Raw genomic sequence first — 22704 nt, 5'->3', positions numbered from 1 at the left:
CCGCATCCCGCCATCCGGATGGATCGTCGAGAAGCTTTGCAGGACAACGATTCGTCTGCTTTGTTAGAGAGAAATCAGCGTCAGGTGGCAGGACTTGGTATGAGCACGGACATGGACAGCCCGAAAACCGCGAGCCCGGCCGCCGCCGGCGTGAATCTGGCGAGCATGGCCTACCGGACCATCCTGGAGATGATCCTCGACCGGCGCATCCCCAGCGGCGAGGTGATCGTCGAGGACCGGCTGGCCACCGCGCTCAGCATCTCGCGCACGCCGATCCGCGAAGCGCTGGTCCGGCTGGCCAGCGAGGGGTTGATCCGCAAGGAGTTCAACCGCCCCTACCGGGTGCGCGAGGTCTCCAACCGCGAGTATTTCCAGAGCATGCGCCTGCGCGAGATCCTGGAGGGGGAGGCGATCGCCGCCGCCGCGTCGCGGGTCGATCCTGGCCGCTTGAAGGCGATCAAGGCCGAGATGCTGCGGCTGCGCGACGAGCCCAAGATCCGCTTCGAGGACCATTGGGCGGCCGACGAGGAGCTGCACACCCTGATCGCCGAGGCGTCCGGCAACGCGGTGCTGGCGCAGATCATCCGCGACCTGCGGGTGACCACGCGCCTGTTCGAGCTGTCGGGCCTGCCGTCGCGCATCCGCCCTGATTGCGACGAGCATCTCGACGTCATCGCCGCCCTGGAAACCGGCGACCCGGCGCAGGCCCGCGCCGCGATGGAGGGGCACATCCGCAGCCTCGCCAAGGACGTGCTGGGCGAGATCGCCAAGAGCTGAGAAGCCTTATTGCCCGTCGGCCTCGCGGAAGGCGGCGCTGAGGTCGCCGTAGAGTCGGCGGAACAGGCGACGGCGCGGCGCCAGGGCGGCGGCCAGGGCCGGGTCCGGCTCCACGGTGTGACGGATCTCCAGGGGCCGGCACACGGTTTCCGGTTCCTCGCCCGTCACCGCGAGGCGGGCCAGACGGGCCGCCCCGAAGGCCGGGCCGACCTCGCCCCCCGCCGGGTAGTCGAGCGGCCGGCCGAGTGCGCTCGCCAGAATGCGGCCCCACAGGGCGCTGCGCGCGCCGCCGCCGATCACCAGGAAGCGCTCGACGCGCCCGCCGGCCTCCTCAAGGGCGTCCAACCCGTCGGCGAAGGCGAAGGCCACGCCCTCCAGCACCGCGCGGGCGAGCGCCCCGCGGTCGGTGTCGTGGGTCAGGCCGAAGACGACGCCCTTGGCGTGCGGGTCGTTGTGCGGCGTGCGCTCCCCCGACAGGTAGGGCAGGAACACCAGGGCGCCGGGGTCGCCGCCATACGCTTCGGCCTCGCGCAGCAGCGCCGCCTCGTCCGCGGCGCCGGTGAGGCGGGCGGCGAAGGACAGGCAGCTCGCCGCGCTCAGCATCACCGACATCTGGTGCCAGCGGCCGGGCATGGCGTGGCAGAAGGCGTGCACCCCGCGCTCGGGGTTGGGCGCGAAGCGGTCGCCGCTGACGAACAGCACGCCCGAGGTGCCCAGCGACAGGAAGGCGTTGCCCGGCGCCACCACCCCAACCCCCACCGCGCCGGCCGCGTTGTCCCCGGCTCCGGCCGCCACCGGGATTCCCGGCGGAACGCCCCACTCGGCGGCGACCTCCGCCCGCAAGGCACCGGTGGGCTGGCACCCCTCGTACAGCCTCGGCATGTGCGCCTCGCCGAGCCCCGTGGCGGCCAGCAGCTCGTCCGACCAGACGCGCCGGCCGACGTCGAGCCACAGCGTGCCGGCGGAATCCGACAGGTCGGAGGCGTGGTCGCCGGTCATGCGCAGGCGCAGCCAGTCCTTGGGCAGCAGCACCTTGGCGGTCGCCTTGAACAGGTCCGGCTCGTGCGCCGCGACCCACAGCAGCTTGGGCGCGGTGAAGCCGGGCATGGCGCGGTTGCCGGCGATGGCGCGCAGGTTGGGGGCGCGGCGCTCCAGCTCCGCGCATTCGGCGCCGCTGCGCCCGTCGTTCCACAGGATGGCCGGGCGCAACACGCGGTCGCCTTTGTCGAGCAGGGTCGCCCCATGCATCTGCCCCGACAGCCCGATCCCCCGCACCGCCGCCATCGCGTCGGGATGGGTGGCGCGCAGACCGGCGACGGCGCGTCCGGTGGCGGCCCACCAGTCCTCCGGGTCCTGCTCCGACCACAGCGGGTGCGGGCGGCTGACCGCCAGCGGCGCGGTGGACTGGCCGACGAGGCGTTGCGCCGCGTCGACCAGCACCGCCTTGACGCCGGACGTTCCCAGGTCGATGCCGAGATACATGGACCCTTCTCCCAATCAGTCCGCGGCCTCAGACGAGGCGGTTCACCAGATTCTCCAGCATCTCCTGCCGGCCCGAGCGCGGCCGGGGGTCGAGGCCGAGCCCAGCGTCCGCCGCCCCGGCGAGATCCAGCCCGCCGAGGAGCTTTTGCCCGAGATCGCCCTTCCAGCCGGCGTAGCGCTCCGCGCGCAAACTCCGCAGCCGGCCGTCCTCGACGAGGCGCGCCCCGGCCAGCAGCGCGCGGGCCAGCGTGTCGATGCCGCCGACATGGGCGTGCAGCAGGTCGTCCGGCGCGACGCTCTGGCGCCGGATCTTGGCGTCGAAGTTGAAGCCGCCGGTGGTGAAGCCGCCGGCCTCCAGGATGCGCGCCATGGGCAGCGCCAGCTCCACATGGTCGTTGGGGAACTGGTCGGTGTCCCAGCCGTTCTGCGGGTCGCCCCGGTTCATGTCGATGGAGCCGAAAACGCCCAGCGCCAGCGCCGTCGCCACCTCGTGCTCGAAGCTGTGGCCGGCCAGCGTGGCGTGGTTGACCTCGATGTTGACGGCGACCTCCTTCTCCAGCCCGTAGCGCTTCAGGAAGCCGTAGACCGTCGCCACGTCGTGGTCGTACTGGTGCTTGGTCGGCTCCATCGGCTTGGGCTCGATCAGGATGGTGCCGGTGAAGCCGATCTTGTGCTTGTGCTCGACCACCATCGTCAGGAAGCGGCCGAGCTGGTCCAGCTCGCGCGCCATGTCGGTGTTGAGCAGCGTGTCGTAGCCCTCGCGCCCGCCCCACAGCACGTAATTGACGCCGCCCAGCCGCTGCGTCGCCTCCAGCGCGTCGCGCACCTGCGCCGCCGCGCAGGCGAACACCTCCGGGTCGGGGTTGGTGGCCGCGCCGGCCATGTAGCGGGGGTGCGAGAACAGGTTGGCGGTGCCCCACAGCAGTTGGACGCCGCTGCGCTCGATGCGGCCCTGCAACCGCTCGGTCAGGCGGGCGAAGGTCGCCTGCGTCTCGCGCAGTGAGCCCATCTCGGGCGCCACGTCGCGGTCGTGGAAGGTGAAGAAGGGCACGCCGAGCTTCTCGAACAGCTCGAACGCCACGTCCATCTTCGCTTCGGCCAGCGCCACCGGATCGCCGCCACCCATCCAGGGCCGGTCCAGCGTGCCGCCGCCGAAGGGATCGGAGCCGGGCCAACAGAAGCTGTGCCAGTAGCAGACGGCGACGCGCAGGTGATCGGCCATCCGCCGGCCCAGGACCATGCGGTCGGGGTCGTACCAGCGGTAGGCCAGCGGAGTGTCGCTGTCCGGCCCCTCGTAGCGGATGCGCTCGACGCCGGTGAAAAAGGCTTCGGTCATGGCAAATCCTTTCAAATCTCGACCCAGGCGGCGTCCCGGCGGCTCGATTCCACGGCGGCGTGGATGAAGCGCACGCCGCGCACGCCGTCCCGGACGGAGGGGACGAGGGCCGTTTGCTCACCGGCGGCGGCACCGCCCATGCGGGCGACGATCAGGTCGGCGGTGTCGCGGTAGATCTGGGCGAAGCCTTCCAGATAGCCTTCGGGATGGCCCGACGGGATGCGCGTGGCGTGCGCCGCCGCCCCATCCGATCCGGGACCGCCGCGGGTGATGGTGCGCGGCGGTTCGCCGAGCGGGGTGAAGCGCAGGTGGTTCGGCTGCTCCTGGAACCACTCCAGCCCGCCCTTGTCGCCGTAGACGCGCAGGCGCAGCCCGTTCTCGTGGCCGGGCGCCACCTGGCTCGCCCACAGCATGCCGCGCGCGCCGTTGCCGAAGCGCAGCATCATGTGCGCGTTGTCGTCGAGCCGGCGCCCTTCCACGAAGGCCGTCAGGTCGGCGGCGATCCGCGTGCAGCGCAGGCCGGTGACGAACTCGGCCAGCTGGAAGGCGTGGGTGCCGATGTCGCCGACACAGCCGGCGATGCCGCTGCGCGCCGGGTCGGTCCGCCATTCCGCCTGCTTCTGCCCGCTGTCCTCCAGCCGGGTGCTCAGCCAGTCCTGCGGGTATTCGACCTGAACGACGCGGAGGGCGCCCAGGTCACCGGCCGCCACCATGGCGCGGGCTTGCCGCACCATCGGGTAGCCCGTGTAGTTGTGGGTCAGCGCGAAGACGAGGCCGCTGCGCTCCACCGTCGCCGCCAGATCCTCCGCGTCCTCCACCGTGGTGGTCAGCGGCTTGTCGCAGATGACGTGGATGCCCGCCTCCAGGAACGCCTTGGCGGCGTCATGGTGCAGGTGGTTGGGCGTGACGATGCTGACCACGTCGATGCCGTCGTCGCGCGCCGCCTCGGCCCGCGCCATCTCGGCGAAACTGGCGTAGCAGCGCTCCGGCGGCAGGAACAGGTCGGCGCCGCTGGTCCGTGCCCGCTCCGGGTCGGAGGACAGCGCCCCGGCCCGCAGCTCGTAGCGGTCGTCGAGGCGGGCGGCGATGCGGTGCACCGCCCCGATGAAGGCGCCCCGCCCGCCGCCGACCATGCCCAGGCGCAGCCGGCGGTTCGGCCCGGAGGCCGTCTTCCCTTCGATGGTCATGGTTCCCTCCCGCTCAGCCGATGCCGAGCATGCGCCGGTTGGCCGCCTCATCGGTGCCGGCCCCGGCGAAGTCATCGAAGGCCTTCTCAGTCACCCGGATGATGTGCGCGTCGATGAATTGCGCGCCTTCGGCGGCCCCCTGCTCGGGGTGCTTCATGGCGCATTCCCACTCCAGCACCGCCCAGCCGTCGAAGCCGTACTGGGTCAGCTTGGAGAAGATGCCGCCGAAATCGACCTGCCCGTCGCCGAGCGAGCGGAAGCGCCCGGCCCGGCCGATCCAGGGCTGGTAGCCGGAATAGACGCCCTGGCGCGGGGACGGGTTGAACTCCGCGTCCTTGACGTGGAACATCCTGATCCGCTCGTGATAGACGTCGATGTAGCCGAGATAGTCGAGCTGCTGCAGCACGAAGTGGCTGGGGTCGTAGAGGATGTTGCAGCGCGGGTGGTTGCCGACGCGCTCCAGGAACATCTCGAAGGTCGCTCCGTCGAACAGGTCCTCGCCGGGATGGATCTCGTAGCAGAGGTCCACCCCCGCCGCGTCGAAGGCGTCGAGGATCGGCCGCCAGCGCCGCGCCAGCTCGTCGAAGGCGGTTTCGATCAGCCCCGCCGGGCGTTGCGGCCACGGGTAGACGTATGGCCAGGCCAGCGCGCCGGAAAAGGTGACGTGCGCCGTCAGCCCGAGGTTGGCCGAGGCCTTGGCCGCCATCAGAAGCTGGTTGACCGCCCATTCCTGGCGGGCCTTGGGATTGCCGCGCACCTCCGGTGCGGCGAAGCCGTCGAACGCCTCGTCATAGGCTGGGTGCACGGCGACGAGCTGCCCTTGGAGATGGGTGGACAGCTCGGTGATCTGCACGCCGGCCTCGGCCAGCACGCCCTTCACCTCGTCGCAGTAGCCCTTGCTCTCCGCGGCCCGGGCGAGGTCGAACAGGCGGCCGTCCCAGGACGGGATCTGCACGCCCTTGAAGCCCAGCCCGGCGGCCCAGGCGCCGATGGCCGGAAGGCTGTTGAACGGCGCCGCGTCCCCCGCAAATTGCGCGAGGAAGATCGCCGGCCCCTTGATCGTTTTCATGATGGGTCTCCCCGTGAGTGTACTGGTGTCCCCTCCACCGCCAAAGGCGGGGGAGGGTTAGGGAGGGGGCAGGCGCATTTAGAACGGCGAGTCCGGGTAGTAGTATTTCGCGGCGTTCTCCGGGGTCACCAGCGTCGCCTCGATGATGTATTCCTTCTGGATCGGCGCCTTCTCCACCAGATGCTTGGCGGTGATCTCCATGGCCTCGGCGATCATCGCGGGCGGGTAGAGGACGTCGGCGGGGACCAGCACGTCCTTGTCCATGACGCGCTTGATCATGTCCTTCATGCCGGCGCCGCCGAGGATGAACATCTCCTTCTCGCGGCCGGCCTGCTTGACGGCCTCGATGACGCCGAGCGCGATGTCGTCGTCCTGCGCCCATACCGCGTCGATCTTCGGGAAGCGGGACAGGAAGTCCTGCATCACTTTGAAGCCGTCATCGCGGTTCCAGTTGGCGTACTGCATGCCCAGCACCTTGATCTGGGTGCCCTCGATCTCCTTCATGAAGGCGTCGACGCGCTGGTTGTCGATCACGGTCGGGATGCCGCGCAGCACCACGATGTCGCCCTTGCCGCCCATCTTCTCCTTCATGAACCGGGCGGAGACCTCGCCCATCTGCGGGTTGTTGCCGGCGACGTAGAGGTCCTGGATGGACGGGTCGGTCAGGCCGCGGTCCACCACCGTGACGAACTTGCCGGCCTGCTTGACGGCGCGCACGGGGTCGGTCATCGGCGCGGATTCGAAGGGCAGGATGACCAGCGCGTCGATCCGCTGCACCGAGACCAGATCCTCCAGGTCGTTGGCCTGCCGGCCGACGTCGCGGGCGGTGACGATCACCACGTCGAGGTTCGGGTACTGCTTCTCCAGCCGCTTCTCGGCCTGCTGGGCGTGCCAGTTGAGGCCGCCGGCCCAGCCGTGCGTCGCGGCGGGGATGGACACGCCCATCTTGATCTTCTGCTGCGCCCAGCCGGCGACCGGCGCCACCATCAGGCCCGCGGCCAGCGCCGCGGCCAAACCGAAACGGAACGTCATGGTTGATTCCTCCCTGCCAGTGTTTTGTTGGAAAGAATTCTGTCAGCGACGCGCCACGGTCCCCCGTTGCAGGAGCACCGCGACGATGATGATCACCCCCTGGATGGTGCCGTTCAGATAGACGCTGACGGCGCCGGTCAGGTTGAGAATGTTGTCGATCAGCGTGAGCATGACCGCGCCCACCACCGTGCCCCAGATGCGGCCGTAACCGCCCTTCAGCATGGTGCCGCCGATGATGACGGCGGCGATGGCCTCCAGCTCCCACAGCAGGCCCGTGGTGGCCGAGGCGGAGCCCAGCCGCGGCACGTAGATCACCACCGCGATGGCGACGCACACGCCCTGCAGCACGAAGGCCAGCAGCTTGACCCGGTCCACGTTGATCGCCGAATAGCGTGCCACGTCCTCGCTGGAGCCGATGGCGGCGCAGTAGCGGCCGAAGCGCGTGCGGTACATGATCAGCGCGCCGATCAGCGCGACCACCGCGAAGGCCAGGATCGGGTAGGAGATGCCGAAGACGCCGCCGTAATAGACGGGCCGGTAGATCGTGCGGATCTCCGAATTCAGCGACAGCGTCCCGCCGTCGGCAATGTAGGTGACCAGGGATCGGAAGATGCCCATGGTCCCCAGCGTGACGATGAACGCCTCCATCCGGCCCTTGGTCACCAGCAGCCCGTTGACCAGCCCCGCCGCCAGCCCGAGCCCCAGCGCCACCAGGACGCCGACCAGGATGACCGGCAGCCCGGCGCCCATGGAGCCGACCAGCGCGTTCATCACCACGATCATCACGCCCGACGCGAAGGCGGCCAGCGAGCCGACCGACAGGTCGATCCCGCCGGCGGTGATGACGAAGGTGGCCCCCACCGCGATGATGCCGATGAAGGCGGTGCGGGTCAGCACGTTGCCGATGTTGCCCGGGCTGAGGAACACCGGGTTGACGATGGTGCCCAGCACGATCAGCGCGGCCAGCGCCAGGAATGGCCCGTAGAGTTTCAGATCGAAGCCGGAGGAGGGCTTCCGCGCGGCCTCAGGCATGACCGACGGCGTCATGCGCGTCTCCTTGTGATGGACGGCTTGATGTGCGGCCCTTCAGGCCGGTGGCGTAGCGGACGATCTCGCCCTCCTCGACCTCGTCACCCTCCAGGATGCCGGTCACCACGCCGGAGCGCATGACCATCACCCGGTGCGACAGCCCGATGATCTCGGGCATTTCCGAGGAGATGAGGATCACCGACCCGCCCCGGCGGGCGAAGTCGTGCAGGAACTGGTAAATCTGCTGCTTGGTCCCGATGTCGATGCCGCGCGTCGGCTCGTCCACGATCAGGATGTCCGGATCGACCTGCATCGTCTTGGCGAGCAGCAGCTTCTGCTGGTTGCCGCCGCTGAGGCTGCCGACCGGCACGTCCAGCGTCCGGACGCGGATGTCGAACTCCCGCACCGCGCGCTCCAGCGCCGAGGCCTCCCGCCGCTCGTCGACGAAGACCCGGCCGTAGCGGTCCAGCGCCAGCAGCGTCAGGTTCGGCTGCAAACCCTTGGCGAGCAGCAGGCCCTTGCCCTTGCGGTCCTCGGTCAGGTAGGCGATGCCGGCCGCCACCGCGTCCTCCAGGCGGCGGACGCGCAACGGCTCCCCGTTGCGGGTCAGCGTGCCGGCGGTGCGGCGGCGCAGGCCGAGCAGCCCCTCGGCGAGTTCCGTCCGCCCGGCGCCGATCAGCCCGGCGAAACCCAGGATCTCGCCGCGGCGCAGGTCGAAGCCGGCGCCCCGCACCCAGCCGGGAACGTCGATCCCCCGCGCCTCCAGCACCACGGGCGCGTCCGGCGCCGGCGGCGTCTTGGCCGGGAACAGGTCGCTGATCGCCCGCCCGACCATGAGCTGGGCGATGTCATCCTCCGTCAGTTCGGCGGTCGGGCGGGTGGCGATGTGGTGGCCGTCGCGCAGAACGGTCACCCGGTCGGTGATGGCCCGCACCTCGTCCAGCTTGTGGGAGGTGTAGACGATCCCCACCCCCTGGTCGCGCAGCCGGCGGATCAGGCTGAACAGCACGGCGGACTCGGTGCCGGTCAGCACCGCCGTGGGCTCGTCCATGATGAGGACGCGGACCTCGCGCGACATCGCCTTGGCGATCTCGACCATCTGCCGCTCCGACACGGCGAGGTCGCGGACCCGCGTGCGCGGGTCCACCGAACATTCCAACTCCGCCAGGACGGCGCGGGACCGCTCGCGCATGGCGCGCTTGTCGAGGAACGGGCCGCGCCGCAGCTCGCGCCCGAGAAAGATGTTCTCCTCGACCGTCAGGTGTTCGGCGAGGTTGAATTCCTGATGGATCAGCACGACGCCCGCCGCCTCGGCGGCGCCGATGCCGGAAAAGCTCACCGACCGCCCATCCACGCGCACGGCGCCCGAGGTCGGCCGGTGAAAGCCGGACAGGATCTTCATCAGCGTCGATTTGCCGGCCCCGTTCTCGCCGACCAGGGCGTGCACCTCACCGCGCAGGACGGTGAAATCCACCCCATGGAGGACCTCGACGGGCCCAAAGCTCTTCGTGACGCCGAACGCTGCCAGAAGCGGCTCGGCCATGGGGTCGCCCCCTCCCTGGATTGCGGCTTCTCGTGTGGCCGCGAATTAGATAGACGGTCTAACAAATGGGAGCGTATGATTCGAATCAGCCCGCGTCAAGCCATGTCGGGGCGACATCCCCCACCTTTTCGGTGTATGCCCCGCCCGGCGCCCAACGATTGCCGCCAGACGCGCGAGACAGGAATCCGCATGCTGCCAAGGGTCAACTCGGCCGCGATCCGCCGCCTCAACATGGTCCGCGTCTTCCACGCGCTGCGGGAGAACCCGAGTTGCGCGCAGCGCGACCTCAGCCGGCTGACCGGCCTGGACAAGGCGACGACCTCGGCCATCGTGGCGCAGATGATCGAGGAGGGACTGGTCGAGCGGAGCGAGGCGCCGCGCGCCCGCCGCATCGGAAGGCCGGAGACCGCGCTCGGCATCGCGCCGTCGGCCGGGCTGCTGGTCGGCGCCCGGCTGGAGCCGGGGACGATCCGCATCGTCTCCACCACGCTGGCCGGCACGGTGGTGAAGCAGTCGCAGATTCCCGGCAGCACCGACCTCGCCACGGCGCTGCGCCGGCTGCACGAGGGGATCGACGCGGTCGTGGCAGCGAGCCGGCCGGAGGGCGGAGTGCCGCCGCCCCTGCGCGGCATCGGCATCGGCATTCCGGCGCTGATGGACCGCGAGGGCCGGCTCGTGCTGGCACCCAACCTGGGCTGGCGCGACACGCCGATCCGCCCGCTGCTGGAGGAGGCGCTGGGCGCGCCGGTCCATGTCGACAACGACACCAAGGCCGCCGCCATGGCCGAGCGTCTGTTCGGCGCCTGCCGAGGGGTGGAGGATTTCGTTTATCTGACCGGTCATTCGGGCGTCGGCGGCGGGCTGTTCCTCGGCGGGCGGCTCTATCGCGGCGCGCAGGGCTTCGCCGGGGAGATCGGCCACCTGACCGTCGTGCCGGGCGGCCGTCCCTGCGGATGCGGCAAGCGGGGCTGCCTGGAAACCTACGTTTCGGAAACCTCGATCCTCGCCCAGGCCGGTGAGCGGGAGCGGGCCCTGCCGGACCTCTGGGCCGCCGCCGCCGCGGCGCGCGACGGCGATCCGGTTGTGCGGAGCCTGTTGGAGGCGGCCGGTGCGCATCTCGGCATGGCACTCTCCCACATGGTCAACCTGACGAATCCGGGTCTGGTGGTGCTGGGCGGCAACCTGTCGATCGTCGCCGAATTTGTTCTGCCGACGCTGAACGCCGCCCTCGACGAGCACGCTCTGGAACCGTTGCGCCGCGACCTGCGGCTTCTGGTCTCGCCGCTCGGCCCGGACGCCGTTCCCATGGGGGGAATCGCGCTGGCCATGGATGGCTTTCTGTCGGTGCCGAGCCCGATTCTGTAAGGCTAGGGCGTGCGCGGAAACCGGGTCTTGCCGCCGCCCTCTGTGCCGCGCCGCAAACGATAATGAGAATTCTTCGCATTTTGGGGTGAGGCGGGAGGCGTGCCCGTTCGTCTGAGCAGAAGGACCGGTGGTTCCTTCGGAGAGGACGAGATGAGCGTTGGCAAGTCGCGCACGCGGCTGTGGTTCCTGTGGCACTCCTGGTTGGCGATGCCCCTTTGGGCGTTTCTGTTCTTCGTCTGCCTGACCGGGACCATCGCCGTGGTCAGCACCGAGATCATGTGGCTGGTCAATCCCGCCATGCGGGCGTCGGGTGCCGGGGAGCCGCTGCCGGTCAGCGCTTTGATCGCCGCCGCCGAGGCCGCGGCGCCGGGCGGGCGGGTGAGTTCGCTGAGCTGGGGCGGCTCCCATATGGCGGTCGGAGCCCGGATGGCGATGCCCGACGGAACCTCCACCACCGCCTGGGTGAATCCGGTCAGCGGGGCGGTGCAGGGGCTGTCCACCGGCAACTCGTTCCAGAGCTTCTTCCGCGCGCTGCACGGCTGGCTGATGACCTTCCCGGTGGGCTGGTACCTCGTGACCCTGCTGGCCATTCCGCTCGTCGGGTCGCTGGTCACCGGGCTAGTGGTCTACAAGCGGTTCTGGAAATCCTTCTACCAGCCGCGCATCCGCTGGCGGCAGGCGCCGCGCGTGATGTGGGGCGACCTGCACCGCGTCGCCGGCACATGGTCCATCTGGTTCATCGCGGTCATCTCGGTCACCAGCCTGTGGTTCCTGATCTACATGATGCTGTTCCATCTCGGGATGGGGCTGGGCGGTGGGAAGGCGCCGGTGCTGCTGGCCCGCGATCAGATCCCGGTGAGCGCGACCGCGCCGAGGCCGGACGTCGACGCCGTCCTGGCCAGCGCCAAGGCGGCCCTGCCGGACATGCGGCTGCGCTACCTGTGGCTGCCCGGCACCGCCTACGACCCGGCGACGGTGGCGGGGTCCAGCGGGCAGGTGCCGCTGCTGCCCGACTATGTCCGGGTGAACCCCTTCACCGCCGAGGTGATCCTCATCGAGGGCGGGATGGAGGCGGCCTCGGGCATCGAGCTGACCCGCACCATCATGCGCGCCCTGCACACCGGCGATTTCGGCGGCTTGCCGGTCAAGCTGGTGTGGTTCGCCTTCGGCTTGCTGATGACCACGCTGGTCTTCAGCGGCATGCTGATCTGGATGAAGCGGACCGCCCGCGCCACGGTCGAGGCGGTGCGCGACGTCCGGCGCGGGTCCCGGCTGGCGGAGGGCTCGTCCAATGCGTAATGACTCAATGCGTCATTACTGGCGGCGCGGCAAGTTCCATCTCAGCGCCCTGATGATGCTGGTGCCGCTGCCCTTCCTCCCCGACTATTTCAGCCCGAAGCCGATCTTCGTGCCGCCCGAGATCCGGCGGGACGTCGCCGTCGGTCCCTTCCCGATCACGCTGGCGACCTACGACGAGGCGCCCGTCCGCATGCCGACGGGGGAACGGATGAAGGAGTACCGCATTCACATCCGTCCCGCCGACATCGACCGGGTGCGCGGCGTCTTCCTGCGCGTCGGCAAGCCGCGCAGCCTGCGCACCGCCGGCGCGCTCGCCTTCGGCAATCCCTATGAGCGGGAGGCCGACGTGACCGTGCCGGACGAACTGGCCGGCCGGGAGGAGCTGTGGGTGACCGTGGAGGACTGGAGCGGCGGGGTGCATCAGGCGGCCCTGCCGCTGAGCGAGATTTTCGGAGGAAAGCGATGAAGACCCCCCGCGTGTTCGCTCTGGCCGGGCTGTTCGCCCTGTGCGCCGCCGGTGCGGCGGAGGCCCATTACCCGATCTGCGAATGCCGGATGGTCGAGGGCGACACGGTGCAGTGCACCGGCGGCTTCTCCGACGGGTCGAAGGCGCCCGGCGTCGTGCTGGACGTCATCGCCTACGACGAGCAGGTGCTGGTGAAGGGCAAGCTTGGGCCGGACTCCACGCTGTCCTTCCCGCGCCCCGCGCAGGACTTCTACGTTTTGTTCGACGCCGGCCCCGGCCACACGGTCGAGATCGAGCACACGGCGATCAAGTAGCGCCCTCAGCGAAGCCGGAACCATGCATCACCAGATCGTCCGCCGCGCCGGGGCCGAGCGCGAGACCCTGTGGGTCCTGCTGGCCGCCGGCGTCATTCTCGCGTCCGCCACCCTGGCGGTCGGGCTGCGCGCCGCACCGGACGCGGAAGCCCCGCTGGCCGCCCACCTCATCGACTCCCGCACCGGCCTGACCGCCGCCGAGCAGGGCCTCTACGCCGACCTCAAGGCGGCGGGGGAGGAGATCGTCGCCCTGCGGACGGCGGCGGGCCGGGCGCCGACGCCTGAGGAACTGGCCGCCGAGGCCCTGCCGCCCTTTGCCGCCGACCCCAGCGCTGCGGCGCGCGGCGGGCACACCTGGACCTTCGCGGAGACAGGCCATGAGATTGCCTATGCCGGCGTTTCCGCCGCGCCGGAGTTGGCGGGGTCCCTGGTGCTGCGGTTGGACGGCCATGGCGCCGACATCTGGCTGAAGCGCGCCGCCGAAGCCCCGCCCGCACCGCCGGAGGACGCGGCGCTGAGCGCCGCCGGCTGGAAGCGGATCGTCTCCACCTTCACCGCCGGGGTGAACCGATGAGCCTCTTTTCCAACCGCCGGCCGAACCGCCGCCTGATCCTAGCCGGCGCCCTGGCCGCCGTGGCCCTGCCCGTCCGCGCCGTCGCTGCTCCCGCCGGGCGCCGCCGCTTCGGCGTCACCCTGCACCCTTACTATTCCTACGTCGCCAACATCGTCGGCGACGCGGCCGAGGTGGTGCCGATCATCCCCGCCGGCTTCAACCCGCACGCCTACGAGCCGCGCCCGGAGGACATCCAGCGCATCGGCGGGCTGGACGCCATCGTCCTGAACGGCATCGGGCACGACGACTTCGCCGGGCGGATGATCGCCGCCTCGGCGAAGCCGGCGCTGCCGGTGGTCGAAGCCAACGCCGACGTGCCGCTGCTGCCCGCCGCGGGAATGGCGGCGCGGGCGGCGGGGAAGGTGGTCAACCCGCACAGCTTCCTGTCGATCACCAACTCGGTCCTCCAGGTCGCGACCATCGCGCGCGAGCTGGGGCGGCTCGACCCGGACAACGCCGCCGCCTACGCCGCCAACGCCCGCGCCTATTCCCGCCGCCTGCGCCAGTTGCGGGCCGACGCGCTGGCGAAGCTGGCGACGGCGGGCACCGCCAGCCTGCGCGTCGCCACCATCCACGGTGCCTACGATTACCTGCTGCGGGAGTTCGGGCTGGAGGTCTCCGCCGTCGTCGAGCCCGCCCACGGCATCGAGCCCAGCCCGGCCCAGCTTGCCGAAACCATCGCGACGATGCGCAAGCTCGACGTGCAGGTGATCTTCTCGGAGCTGAACTTCCCCAGCGCCTATGTGGAGACGATCCGGCGCGAGACCGGCATCCGGCTCTACGCCTTTTCCCACATCTCGCACGGCGACTACGCGCCCGACCTGTTCGAGCGCGAGATGGCCCGCAACCTCGACACGCTGGTCCTGGCGATGGCCGAGGCGGCGCCGTGACGGGCCCCGCCATCCTGTTCGACGCGGTGGACCTGACGCTGGGGCGCACGGTGATCCTCGACGGTGTGTCCCTGCGCGTCGCCGCGGGCACCGTGCACGCGCTGGTCGGCCCCAACGGCGGCGGCAAGTCGTCGCTGATCCGCGCCCTGCTCGGTCAGGCGCCGCACCGCGGGACGATCCGGCTCGACTGGCCGGGCGACGGGCCGGGCACGGTCGCCTACGTGCCGCAATCGGTGGAGTTCGACCGCGGCCTGCCGCTGACGGTGGAGGACTTCCTGGCCGTGCTGTGTCAGCGCCGCCCCGCCTTCCTCGGGCCGGACCGACGCATCAATTACGGCGCGGCGCTGGACCGCGTCGGCATGGCCGGCAAGGCGCGCCGCCGCTTCGGCGCCCTGTCGGGGGGCGAGCGGCAGCGCGTCCTGCTCGCCCAGGCGCTGATCCCGGCGCCGGACCTGATCGTTCTGGACGAGCCGATGACCGCGCTCGACGAGGCCGGGATCGCCATCTTCAAAACGCTGCTGGCCGAGCTGTCCGCCGCCGGGACCACCATCCTGTGGGTCGAGCACGATCTGGCCCAGGTGCGCCGGCTGGCGACGCGGGTGACCGGCCTGAACCGGCGCGTGCTGTTCGATGGCCATCCCATGGAGATGCTGTCGCCGGAGCGGGTGTTCGACCTGTTCTCCGCGGTACCCCGCCGCGCCGGAGCCGAGAGGATCGCGTCATGAGCTTCGAGGCGTTGCGCGCCCTGGTCCAGGGCTGGGCCGGGGCCGGGCTGCTGCCCGCCGGACTGACCCACGGCTTTCTCGTCAACGCGCTGCTGTCCGGGCTGGTCATCGGCCCGGTGCTCGGCGGACTCGGCACGCTGGTGGTGACCAAGCGGCTGGCCTTCTTCTCCGAAGCGGTCGGCCACGCCGCGCTGACCGGTGTCGCCATCGGCATCCTGGTGGGGGAGCCCTACACCGGTCCCTACGCCAGCCTGTTCGGCTACTGCCTGCTGTTCGCGCTGCTGGTCAACTACACGCGCAACCGCAGCAACCTGACCGCCGACACGCTGATCGGCGTCTTCCTGTCGGTGTCGCTGGCGCTGGGCGCCAGCCTGCTGCTGATCCTGGCCAGCCGGGTCAACATCCACATCCTGGAGAATGTGCTGTTCGGCTCGGTCCTGACGGTGGACGACCGCGACCTGACCGTGCTGCTGGTGGTGGCCCTCGGGGTGACCGCGCTGATGCTGCCGCTGTTCAACCGGCTGCTGCTGGCCAGCTTCAACCCGGCGCTGGCGCGGGTGCGCGGCGTGCCGGTGAAGGGGCTGGACTATCTGTTCATCGTTCTGGTGACCGTGGTCACCGTGGCGTCGGTCAAGATCATCGGCGCCATCCTGGTGGGGGCGCTGCTGGTCATTCCGGCCGCCGCGGCGCGGGTCGTCGCCTCGTCGCTGCGCGGCTTCTTCCTGCTGTCGGTCGCCTTCGCCAGCGTGGCGGCGGTGGCCGGAATTCTGCTGCCCGTGCAACTCGCCCTGCCGGTGCCGTCGGGCGGCGCGATCATCCTGGCGGCGGGGCTGCTGTTCCTGGGCGCGTTGCTGGCGCGCCTGTTCATGAAAGGGGAAGAGGGATGAAGCGCGTCACGCTCGCGGCGCTCCTGCTGCTGTCCACGGTGGCGGGCGCCTCCGCCGAGACGGTGCTGGCCGGGCACCCGGTCACCGCCGGGCTGGCCCAGGCGCTGACGAAGGGAACGCCGGTGGTGGTGGAGGCGGTGGTCCCGCCGGCCATCCCCATGGGGCGCCAGCACGCCTTCCTGAGCGGGCGCGGCGAGGCGAAGCTGGCGGAGGCCGCCCGCAAGGCCGATGCGGTGCTGACCCTGCGCTCCGCCTGGGCCGAGGACCCGCTCTACCCGCTGGCGCGGCGCGCCAACATCCGCCTCGTCGAGATCGACGCCGCCCACCCGGTGGACGGCGCCCTGCCGGGGATCGCGGTCAACGGCGCCGCCGCCTTCCCCTGGCTGGGCATCGCCAACGCCGGGCGGATGGCCGACATCCTGGCCGCCGACCTGCGGCGCCTGTATCCCGGGTCGGCCGACGCCATCGACGCGAATCTCGCCGGCCTGAAGCGCGGGCTGCTGACGGTGTCGTCCCGGTCGGCGCAGGCCTTCGCCGCGTTGCCGGACCCGTCGGCGGCGGCGCTGTCCGACCGCTTCGCCACGCTGGCCGCCGATCTCGGGCTCGACCTGCGCCGGGTCTGGACCCGCGACGACCGCGACTGGACGCCGGAGCGTCTGGCCGAACTGACCGCGACCCTGAAGGCCGATGCGATTCCCGTGGTGCTGCACCACCGCCAGCCGGCTCCGGAAATCCTCAAGGCTGTGGCCGACGGCGGCGCCCGGCTGCTCGTGCTGGACAGTCTGGAGAGCGGTCCGCCGGCGGCGATGGACACGGCGCTGGCCCGGATGGCGGAGCAGGTGGAGGCGGGGCTGCGGTGAGGGAGGGCTTACCCCCTCCCGCCCCCTCCCTGACCCTCCCCCGCTATCGCAGGGGAGGGGACAAAACTCCCTCCCCTGCATCAGCGGGGGAGGGCCGGGGTGGGGGCAATACCTCGCCTCCCGATCACTCACTCGCCAGCGCCGCCACGGGATCGAGCCGCGCGGCGCGGCGGGCGGGGATCAGGCCGAAGACCATGCCGGTGAGCACGGCGGAGGCCACCGCCCCGGCAATCGCGGTCGCGGTGAAGACCACCGGCATCGCCAGCAGCCCGATCACCGCGCCGCCCGCCAGCCCCAGCGCCACCCCGGCCAGACCGCCCAGCCCGGCGACCAGCGCCGCCTCCATCAGGAACTGCCGCTCAATGTCGGCGGCGCGGGCGCCGACGGCCATGCGGATGCCGATCTCGCGGGTCCGCTCGGTCACGCTGACCAGCATGATGTTCATGACCCCGATGCCGCCGACCAGCAGCGTGATGACCGCGGCGCTGCCGAGCAGCAGCGTCATGGTGTCCTGGGTCTCCGCCGCCGCCTGGATGCGCGCCGTCCCGTCGTGGATCTGGAAATCCTCCTGGCCGTGACGCCCGGCGATCAGGGCGTGGATGGCGTCGCGGGTCTGCCCGATCCGCCCCACGTCGTGCACCGAGACGAGGATCATCTCCAGGTCCGGCTTGCCGATCAGCCGTTGCACGCCGGTGGACAGCGGCACGAACACCCAGTCGTCGGTGCTCTGGTTGCCGGTCAGGTCGCCCTTCTGCGCCATCACGCCGGTCACCAGGAAGGGAATGTTGTTCACCAGCACATGCTTGCCCAGCGGCGAATCCCCGCGCGGGAACAGCCGTTCGGCGACACGGTGGCCGAGAACCGCCACCGCCGCCCCGGACCGCTCGTCGGCGCGGGTGAAGAAGGCCCCCCGGGCGACCGGCCAGCGGTGGGTCAGTGGCAGCGACGCCGAGGTCGCCAGCCCTTCGGTCCGGTGGTCGATGTTGCCGTGGCGAACCATCACCGGCGCGTTGAGGAAGGGCATCACGCTTTCGACGTTGGGCAAGTCCAGGATGGCCTCGCCGTCCGCCTCGGTCAGCGGCGTGGCCGGCAGGCGGGGATCGCCGCTGCCCGCCACGACATAGACCAGATTGACCCCCAGCGCGCCGACCCGCGCCATCACCGCCTGCTTGGCGCCCTCGCCGATGGCGAGCAGGGCGATGACCGAGGCCACGCCGATGACGATGCCGAGCAGGGTCAGCGCCGTGCGGAAGCCGTTGGCGCCCAGCGACCGCAACGCCGCCGACAGCGCTTCCCCCGCGTCGGTCCACAGGGAGGCGCCGGCGACCGTGCGCTCCGCCGGGGCAGGGGAGGGGGCCGCCGGTGACGGGGCCGAGCGGCCGCTGTCGGCGACGATGCGGCCGTCGCGCATTTCAATCACCCGGCCGGCGGCCTCCGCCACCTTGCGGTCGTGGGTGATGAGGATCACCGTGCGCCCGGCGGCGGACAACTCGCGCAGCAGCGCCACCACCTCCGCCCCGCTGGCGCTGTCCAAGGCACCGGTCGGCTCGTCGGCCAGGATCACCGGGGCGTCGTTCATCAGCGCCCGCGCGATCGACACGCGCTGTTGCTGGCCGCCCGAAAGCTGGTTGGGGCGGTGATGGCGCCGCTCCTCCAGCCCCAGGCGGCCCAGCAACGCGGCGGCGCGGCCTTCGCGCAGCGCGGCGGGCAGGCCCGCATAGCGGCCCGGCATTTCGACGTTCTCCTGCGCCGTCGTGCCGGGGATCAGATGGTAGTGCTGGAAGACGAAGCCGAAGCCGTCCCGCCGCAACGCCGCCCGCTCGTCGCCTTCCAGCGCCGTCACGTCGCGTCCATCCACGCGGTAGCGCCCGGAGGTCGGCCGGTCGAGTCCGCCGAGGATGTTCATCAGCGTCGATTTGCCGGAGCCGGAGCTGCCGACGATGGCGACGAACTCCCCCGCTTCGACGGTCAGGGAGACGCCGCGCAGCACCTCGACCGCCAAACCGCCGCCGCTGGTGTAGGTCTTGCGGATGTCCTCCAGGACGAGGAGCGGGCCGCTCACAGCCGGAACCCGATCTTGGGCGGGCGGCCGTCGTCGGTCTTCCAGCCCACCACGATCCGCTCGCCCTCGGCCAGCCCCTCCAGGATCTGGGCGTTGAAGCGGTCGCGCACCCCGACACGGACCTCGCGCGTCTCGATGGTGCCGCCGCTGCCGATCAGCGTCACGCGGTACCGTTCCATGGCCGTGTCGGCCGGGTTCAGTGCGGCGACCGGAACGGTGACGGCGTCCTTTGCCGCGGCGGCCACGAAGAAGACCTGGGCGGTCATGTCCGGGCGCAGCTCCCCCCGGTCGTTGGCGATCTCGAACAGCGCGGTGTAGAGCACGACGCTGTTGGCCGCCCCGCCGCCCCCGGACTGGGACGAGCCGCCGCCGTTCCCCGTCGCGGGCGGTTTCGGCGGTGCGGGCAGAATCTCATGCAGGCGCGCGGTCCAGCGCCGCCCCGGATGGCCGAGCGTGGTGAAGTAGAGCGGCATGCCGTCCGTCAGCCGCGTCACGTCGGCTTCCGACACCTGGGTCCACACAGTCATGACCGACAGGTCGGCGATCCGCATCAGGACCGGCGCCTCGTAGGCGGAGTTGATGGTCTGGCCCTGGCGGGCGTCCACCGCGATCAGGGTGCCGCTCATCGGCGCGTAGATGCGGGTGTAGCCGAGCTGCGCCTCGTCGGCCTGGAGGGTCGAGTCCGTCTGGCGGATCTGCGCCTGGGTGGCCTCGACCTGGGCGGCGGCGATGCGCGCCTCCATGCGGGCCTGGTCGTAGGCCTCGCCGCGCCCCGACCCGCTGCGCCGCAGCGCCGCCTGACGGGCGAGCTGGGCCTCGGCGAAGTCGGCGCGCGCCCGCTGCTCGGCCAGCAGGGCGGTCAGGCGGGCGCGCTCGGCGCGCCCGGCCTCGACCTTGGCCTGTTGCAAGGCGGGGTCGATCTCGGCCAGCAGATCGCCCTCGCGGACCATCTGCCCGACCGTCACATGCAGCCGGGTCAACTGGCCGGACACCTGGGCGCCGACATCGACGTAGGCGCGCGGCTGGATCTTGCCGAGCGCGGTCACCGTATCCTCCACCGTGCCGCGGCCGACCACCGCCACCTCCGCCGAGGCAGCGGGATCGGCCGGGCGCAGCAGGGCGGCGGAGGCCAGCCCGCCGAGCACCAGCGCGGCGGCGGCGAGGGCGCGACGGCCCCGCCGGGAGCCGGAGGCCATCGTGGAGGCCGTCCCCCGCCGCCCCGTCATCACCACGTCGCCCGCAGGGACAGCAGGACGTTGCGCGGCTCGCCGTAGTAGCCGGAGACGTCGATGTTGCTCAGGTACTTCTTGTCGAACAGGTTGTTGACGTTCAGCGTGGCCGACACCTTGTCGGTGATCTGATAGCGGGTCATCAGATCGACCACCGCGTAGCCGTCGCGGTCGTAGCGCTCGGCGCCGGTGCCGTTGTAGACGTCGCCTTCCCACCGGACATTGCCGCCCACCGTCAGGCGGTCCCAGGCGCCCGGCAGGCGGTAGGTGCTGAACAGCTTGAAGGTGTCGCGCGGCACATAGGTCATCATCCGCTGGCCATTGGCGTTCTTGATCGAGGTGTGGCTGTAGCCGCCGCCGACCTGCCAGCCGGTCATCACCTCGCCGGCGACTTCCAGCTCGAAGCCCTTGCTTTCCGCACCCTTCACCGCCCGGTAGGCCTGCGTGCCGTCCGGAGCGAAGCGGCCGGGATCGACCTCGCCCAGATTGTCCTGCTGAATCAGGAACACCGCGGCGCTGGCGTTCAGGGCGCCGCCGAAGAACTCCGCCTTCACGCCGGCCTCGTAGGCATTCCCGTCCAGCGGGTCGAGGGACTGGCCGCTAACGTCCTTGTAGTTCTGCGGCTTGAAGATGCTGGTGTAGCTGGCGTAGACCGACCAGATGTCGGTCAGGTCGAGCACGACGCCGGCGTAAGGCGTGAGCACGCCGTTCTCCGACCGCTTACTGTAGCGTCCAGCCCCCGCGTTCGGGCTGCTCTTTTCAGTCTGCTCCCACCGGCTGATGCGGCTGCCGAGGATGACCGACAGGGCGTCGGTCGGGCGCAGGCGGGTGGCGGCGTAGGCGGCCATCTGCCGCTCGTCGGTCTGCGACCGGCCGGTCGGGTTGAGCGTCGGCTGGGCGATGCTGCCGTTCCAGGTGAAGTAGTTGGCGATCGAGGGGTCGTAGCCGGGGATCCTCCAGAGCGGGTAGTCGAGCCCCTCGCGCTTGGCGTAGTAGCCGCTGACCCCGGCCATCACGTCGTGCCGCCGCCCGAACAGGTCGAACCCGCCGTTCACGTCGGCGCTGACCGTGGTCTGCTCCAGGTCCGAATTCCAGCGGCCCGCCCAGACGCTCATGCCGGTGCCGTCCCGGTTCAGGTCGCCGTTGGTGCCGAAGCCGAGCAGGCTGTCATACTCGCGGTTGCTGCGCTCCACGTTCAGCGTCGCCGTCCAGCCGTCCCCGAAGCGATGCTTCAGCTCGCTGAAGATCGTCAGGTTGTCGTGCATGTGGTACGCCCAGCGGGCGCCGCTGTTGTAGGAGCGGGGGAGGTCCGTCTTCGTCCCGTCGCTGTAGAACAGCGGGAAGCCGGCGTTGGAGGCGTCGTCGGAGCGGTGCTTCTGGTACTCGACGCCGACCGTCCAGGTGGTGTCGTCGGTGACGTCGGCCTCCAGGACGCCGTAGAGCACCTTCTTGCGGCCGTGCAGGCGGTCGATGAAGCTGTTGTTGTCCTGATAGGCGCCGACGATGCGCCCGCGCAGGCGGCCGTTCTCGGTCAGCGGACCCGACAGGTCGGCCTCGCCGCGGTAGCGTTCCCAGGACCCGATCTGCCCCTCGGCGTAGCCCTGGAGGGCCGGGGTCGGGCGCTTGCGGACCAGATTGACCGAGGCCGACGGCTCGCCGATGCCGTTCAGAAGGCCGGTCGCGCCGCGCACCACCTCGACCCGGTCGAACACCGCCATGTCGGAGATGGAGTCGTCGAACCCGTACACGGTCGAGCGCGGGATGCCGTTCACCTGATAATTGGTCACGGGGAAGCCGCGCGCGTAGACCTCGTCTCCGTCGCTGCCCATCGCGCCGCGCTGCATCCGCGACACGCCGACCGTCTGGTTGAGCACGTCGCGGATCTCGTTCAGGCCTTGGTCGTCCATGCGCTGGCGGGTCATCACGCTGACCGACTGCGGCGTCTCGCGCGGCGTCAGGGTCAGCTTGGTGGCGCTGTCGGTCGCTCCGGTGGTGTAGGACCCGCTGCCCTCGCTGCGGCCGGGATCGCTGGACAGCCCGCCCTGGACGGTTACAGGATCGAGCACCGCCGCACCGCCGGCCTGGGTCGGCAGCTTCTCCAGCGTCACCGTGTCGGGATCGACGAAGCGCGCGATCAGGCCGGTGCCGGCCAGCAGGCGGATCAGCGCGTCCTGTGGCGCCAGAGTGCCCGTCACCCCCGGCGAGGAAACGCCCTGCGCGATGTCGGAGGGGTAGAGCACCTGGAAGCCGGTGGCCTGCCCGTAGGCGGCGAGTACCCCCGGCAGCGGGCCGGCGGCGATGGCGAAGGCGACGGTCCGGCCCTGCTGGGCCACCTGCACGGGCGCCTCATGGGTCGTTACGGGGGCCGCCAGCGCGCCGTGCAGCGCGGTCGATGCCAGCAGCATGCCCAACAACGCCGGAGTCCAGCCGCCCCGCACCTTGTTTCCCCACACCTTGTTCCCGCGCACCGTCTGCCCCCGCAGCCGGTGCCCCCCAACATCGATCATCACCGCGACCCCGCCTTTTTGCGAATGAGTTG

The 22704-nt window shown here is 70.8% G+C and carries 20 protein-coding genes; 10 read left to right on the top strand and 10 right to left on the bottom strand.

All coding sequences use genetic code 11. The annotated features are described in order from the left end of the window. Positions 1-99 precede the first annotated feature (99 nt). Positions 100-777, top strand: a complete 678-nt coding sequence (locus FHW79_RS13660) for a GntR family transcriptional regulator (RefSeq protein ID WP_183179426.1) — start codon at positions 100-102, stop codon at positions 775-777. Positions 778-783: 6 nt separating this feature from the next. Here FHW79_RS13660 and xylB read toward each other — a convergent pair whose 3' ends face one another. From xylB to FHW79_RS13625, 7 genes are all read right to left on the bottom strand, one after another. Beyond that, positions 784-2259, bottom strand: coding sequence for a xylulokinase (xylB, locus tag FHW79_RS13655; protein ID WP_183179425.1), 1476 nt, complete (start codon positions 2257-2259; stop codon positions 784-786). A gap of 28 nt (positions 2260-2287) precedes the next feature. Continuing rightward, positions 2288-3595 (bottom strand): xylose isomerase, encoded by a 1308-nt coding sequence (xylA, locus tag FHW79_RS13650; protein WP_183179424.1) that lies wholly within the window; start codon positions 3593-3595, stop codon positions 2288-2290. A gap of 11 nt (positions 3596-3606) precedes the next feature. Beyond that, entirely contained in the window at positions 3607-4782 is a 1176-nt protein-coding gene (locus tag FHW79_RS13645) for a Gfo/Idh/MocA family oxidoreductase (RefSeq protein WP_183179423.1), read from the bottom strand. Between the two features lie 13 nt (positions 4783-4795). Further along, the gene (locus FHW79_RS13640; RefSeq protein WP_183179422.1) at positions 4796-5851 is read right to left on the bottom strand and encodes a sugar phosphate isomerase/epimerase; all 1056 of its coding nucleotides are present in this window, start codon (positions 5849-5851) and stop codon (positions 4796-4798) included. A 78-nt stretch (positions 5852-5929) separates the two neighbouring features. Further along, positions 5930-6883, bottom strand: coding sequence for a substrate-binding domain-containing protein (locus tag FHW79_RS13635; protein ID WP_035681887.1), 954 nt, complete (start codon positions 6881-6883; stop codon positions 5930-5932). 42 nt (positions 6884-6925) lie between these two features. Beyond that, entirely contained in the window at positions 6926-7930 is a 1005-nt protein-coding gene (locus FHW79_RS13630; RefSeq protein WP_183179421.1) for an ABC transporter permease, read from the bottom strand. Beyond that, positions 7908-9455, bottom strand: a complete 1548-nt coding sequence (locus FHW79_RS13625) for a sugar ABC transporter ATP-binding protein (RefSeq protein ID WP_183179420.1) — start codon at positions 9453-9455, stop codon at positions 7908-7910. Before FHW79_RS13625 ends, FHW79_RS13630 begins: the two co-directional genes overlap by 23 nt. Positions 9456-9644: 189 nt before the next feature. Between FHW79_RS13625 and FHW79_RS13620 the strand changes: the two genes are divergently transcribed. From FHW79_RS13620 to FHW79_RS13580, 9 genes are all read left to right on the top strand, one after another. Beyond that, entirely contained in the window at positions 9645-10820 is a 1176-nt protein-coding gene (locus FHW79_RS13620) for an ROK family transcriptional regulator (protein ID WP_183179419.1), read from the top strand. A 150-nt stretch (positions 10821-10970) separates the two neighbouring features. Continuing rightward, complete coding sequence (locus tag FHW79_RS13615; RefSeq protein ID WP_183179418.1) at positions 10971-12119, top strand: PepSY-associated TM helix domain-containing protein; 1149 nt, start codon at positions 10971-10973, stop codon at positions 12117-12119. Then, positions 12112-12585: a hypothetical protein gene (locus tag FHW79_RS13610; protein ID WP_247884349.1), complete on the top strand. Its 474-nt coding sequence runs from the start codon at positions 12112-12114 to the stop codon at positions 12583-12585. Before FHW79_RS13615 ends, FHW79_RS13610 begins: the two co-directional genes overlap by 8 nt. Continuing rightward, complete coding sequence (locus FHW79_RS13605) at positions 12582-12899, top strand: hypothetical protein (protein ID WP_183179417.1); 318 nt, start codon at positions 12582-12584, stop codon at positions 12897-12899. Before FHW79_RS13610 ends, FHW79_RS13605 begins: the two co-directional genes overlap by 4 nt. Before the next feature lie 22 nt (positions 12900-12921). Next, entirely contained in the window at positions 12922-13473 is a 552-nt protein-coding gene (locus FHW79_RS13600; RefSeq protein ID WP_183179416.1) for a DUF6162 family protein, read from the top strand. Beyond that, the gene (locus tag FHW79_RS13595; protein ID WP_183179415.1) at positions 13470-14402 is read left to right on the top strand and encodes a zinc ABC transporter substrate-binding protein; all 933 of its coding nucleotides are present in this window, start codon (positions 13470-13472) and stop codon (positions 14400-14402) included. The genes FHW79_RS13600 and FHW79_RS13595 overlap by 4 nt, the downstream gene beginning before the upstream one ends. Then, positions 14399-15127: a metal ABC transporter ATP-binding protein gene (locus FHW79_RS13590; protein ID WP_183179414.1), complete on the top strand. Its 729-nt coding sequence runs from the start codon at positions 14399-14401 to the stop codon at positions 15125-15127. Before FHW79_RS13595 ends, FHW79_RS13590 begins: the two co-directional genes overlap by 4 nt. Further along, positions 15124-16014 (top strand): metal ABC transporter permease, encoded by an 891-nt coding sequence (locus FHW79_RS13585; RefSeq protein WP_014199230.1) that lies wholly within the window; start codon positions 15124-15126, stop codon positions 16012-16014. Before FHW79_RS13590 ends, FHW79_RS13585 begins: the two co-directional genes overlap by 4 nt. Then, on the top strand, positions 16011-16874 hold the full coding sequence (locus FHW79_RS13580) for a zinc ABC transporter substrate-binding protein (RefSeq protein ID WP_183179413.1): 864 nt from the start codon (positions 16011-16013) through the stop codon (positions 16872-16874). The genes FHW79_RS13585 and FHW79_RS13580 overlap by 4 nt, the downstream gene beginning before the upstream one ends. A gap of 124 nt (positions 16875-16998) precedes the next feature. Here the strand turns inward: FHW79_RS13580 and FHW79_RS13575 are convergent, their stop codons facing one another. The 3 genes from FHW79_RS13575 to FHW79_RS13565 are packed head-to-tail and all read right to left on the bottom strand — an operon-like array spanning position 16999 to position 22672. Beyond that, a complete protein-coding gene (locus tag FHW79_RS13575) occupies positions 16999-18936 on the bottom strand; it encodes a MacB family efflux pump subunit (protein ID WP_183179412.1) in 1938 nt (645 codons plus the stop codon). Beyond that, complete coding sequence (locus FHW79_RS13570) at positions 18933-20132, bottom strand: efflux RND transporter periplasmic adaptor subunit (protein ID WP_247884348.1); 1200 nt, start codon at positions 20130-20132, stop codon at positions 18933-18935. Before FHW79_RS13570 ends, FHW79_RS13575 begins: the two co-directional genes overlap by 4 nt. 29 nt (positions 20133-20161) lie before the next feature. Beyond that, a complete protein-coding gene (locus tag FHW79_RS13565) occupies positions 20162-22672 on the bottom strand; it encodes a TonB-dependent siderophore receptor (protein WP_183179410.1) in 2511 nt (836 codons plus the stop codon). Between the last annotated feature and the right edge of the window lie 32 nt (positions 22673-22704).

The sequence above is a fragment of the Azospirillum sp. OGB3 genome (assembly GCF_014192915.1).
In the GTDB taxonomy this organism is placed as follows: Bacteria; Pseudomonadota; Alphaproteobacteria; order Azospirillales; family Azospirillaceae; genus Azospirillum.
Note: the sequence above shows the minus strand (reverse complement) of the source record. Positions and strands in the feature narration are given on the sequence as shown.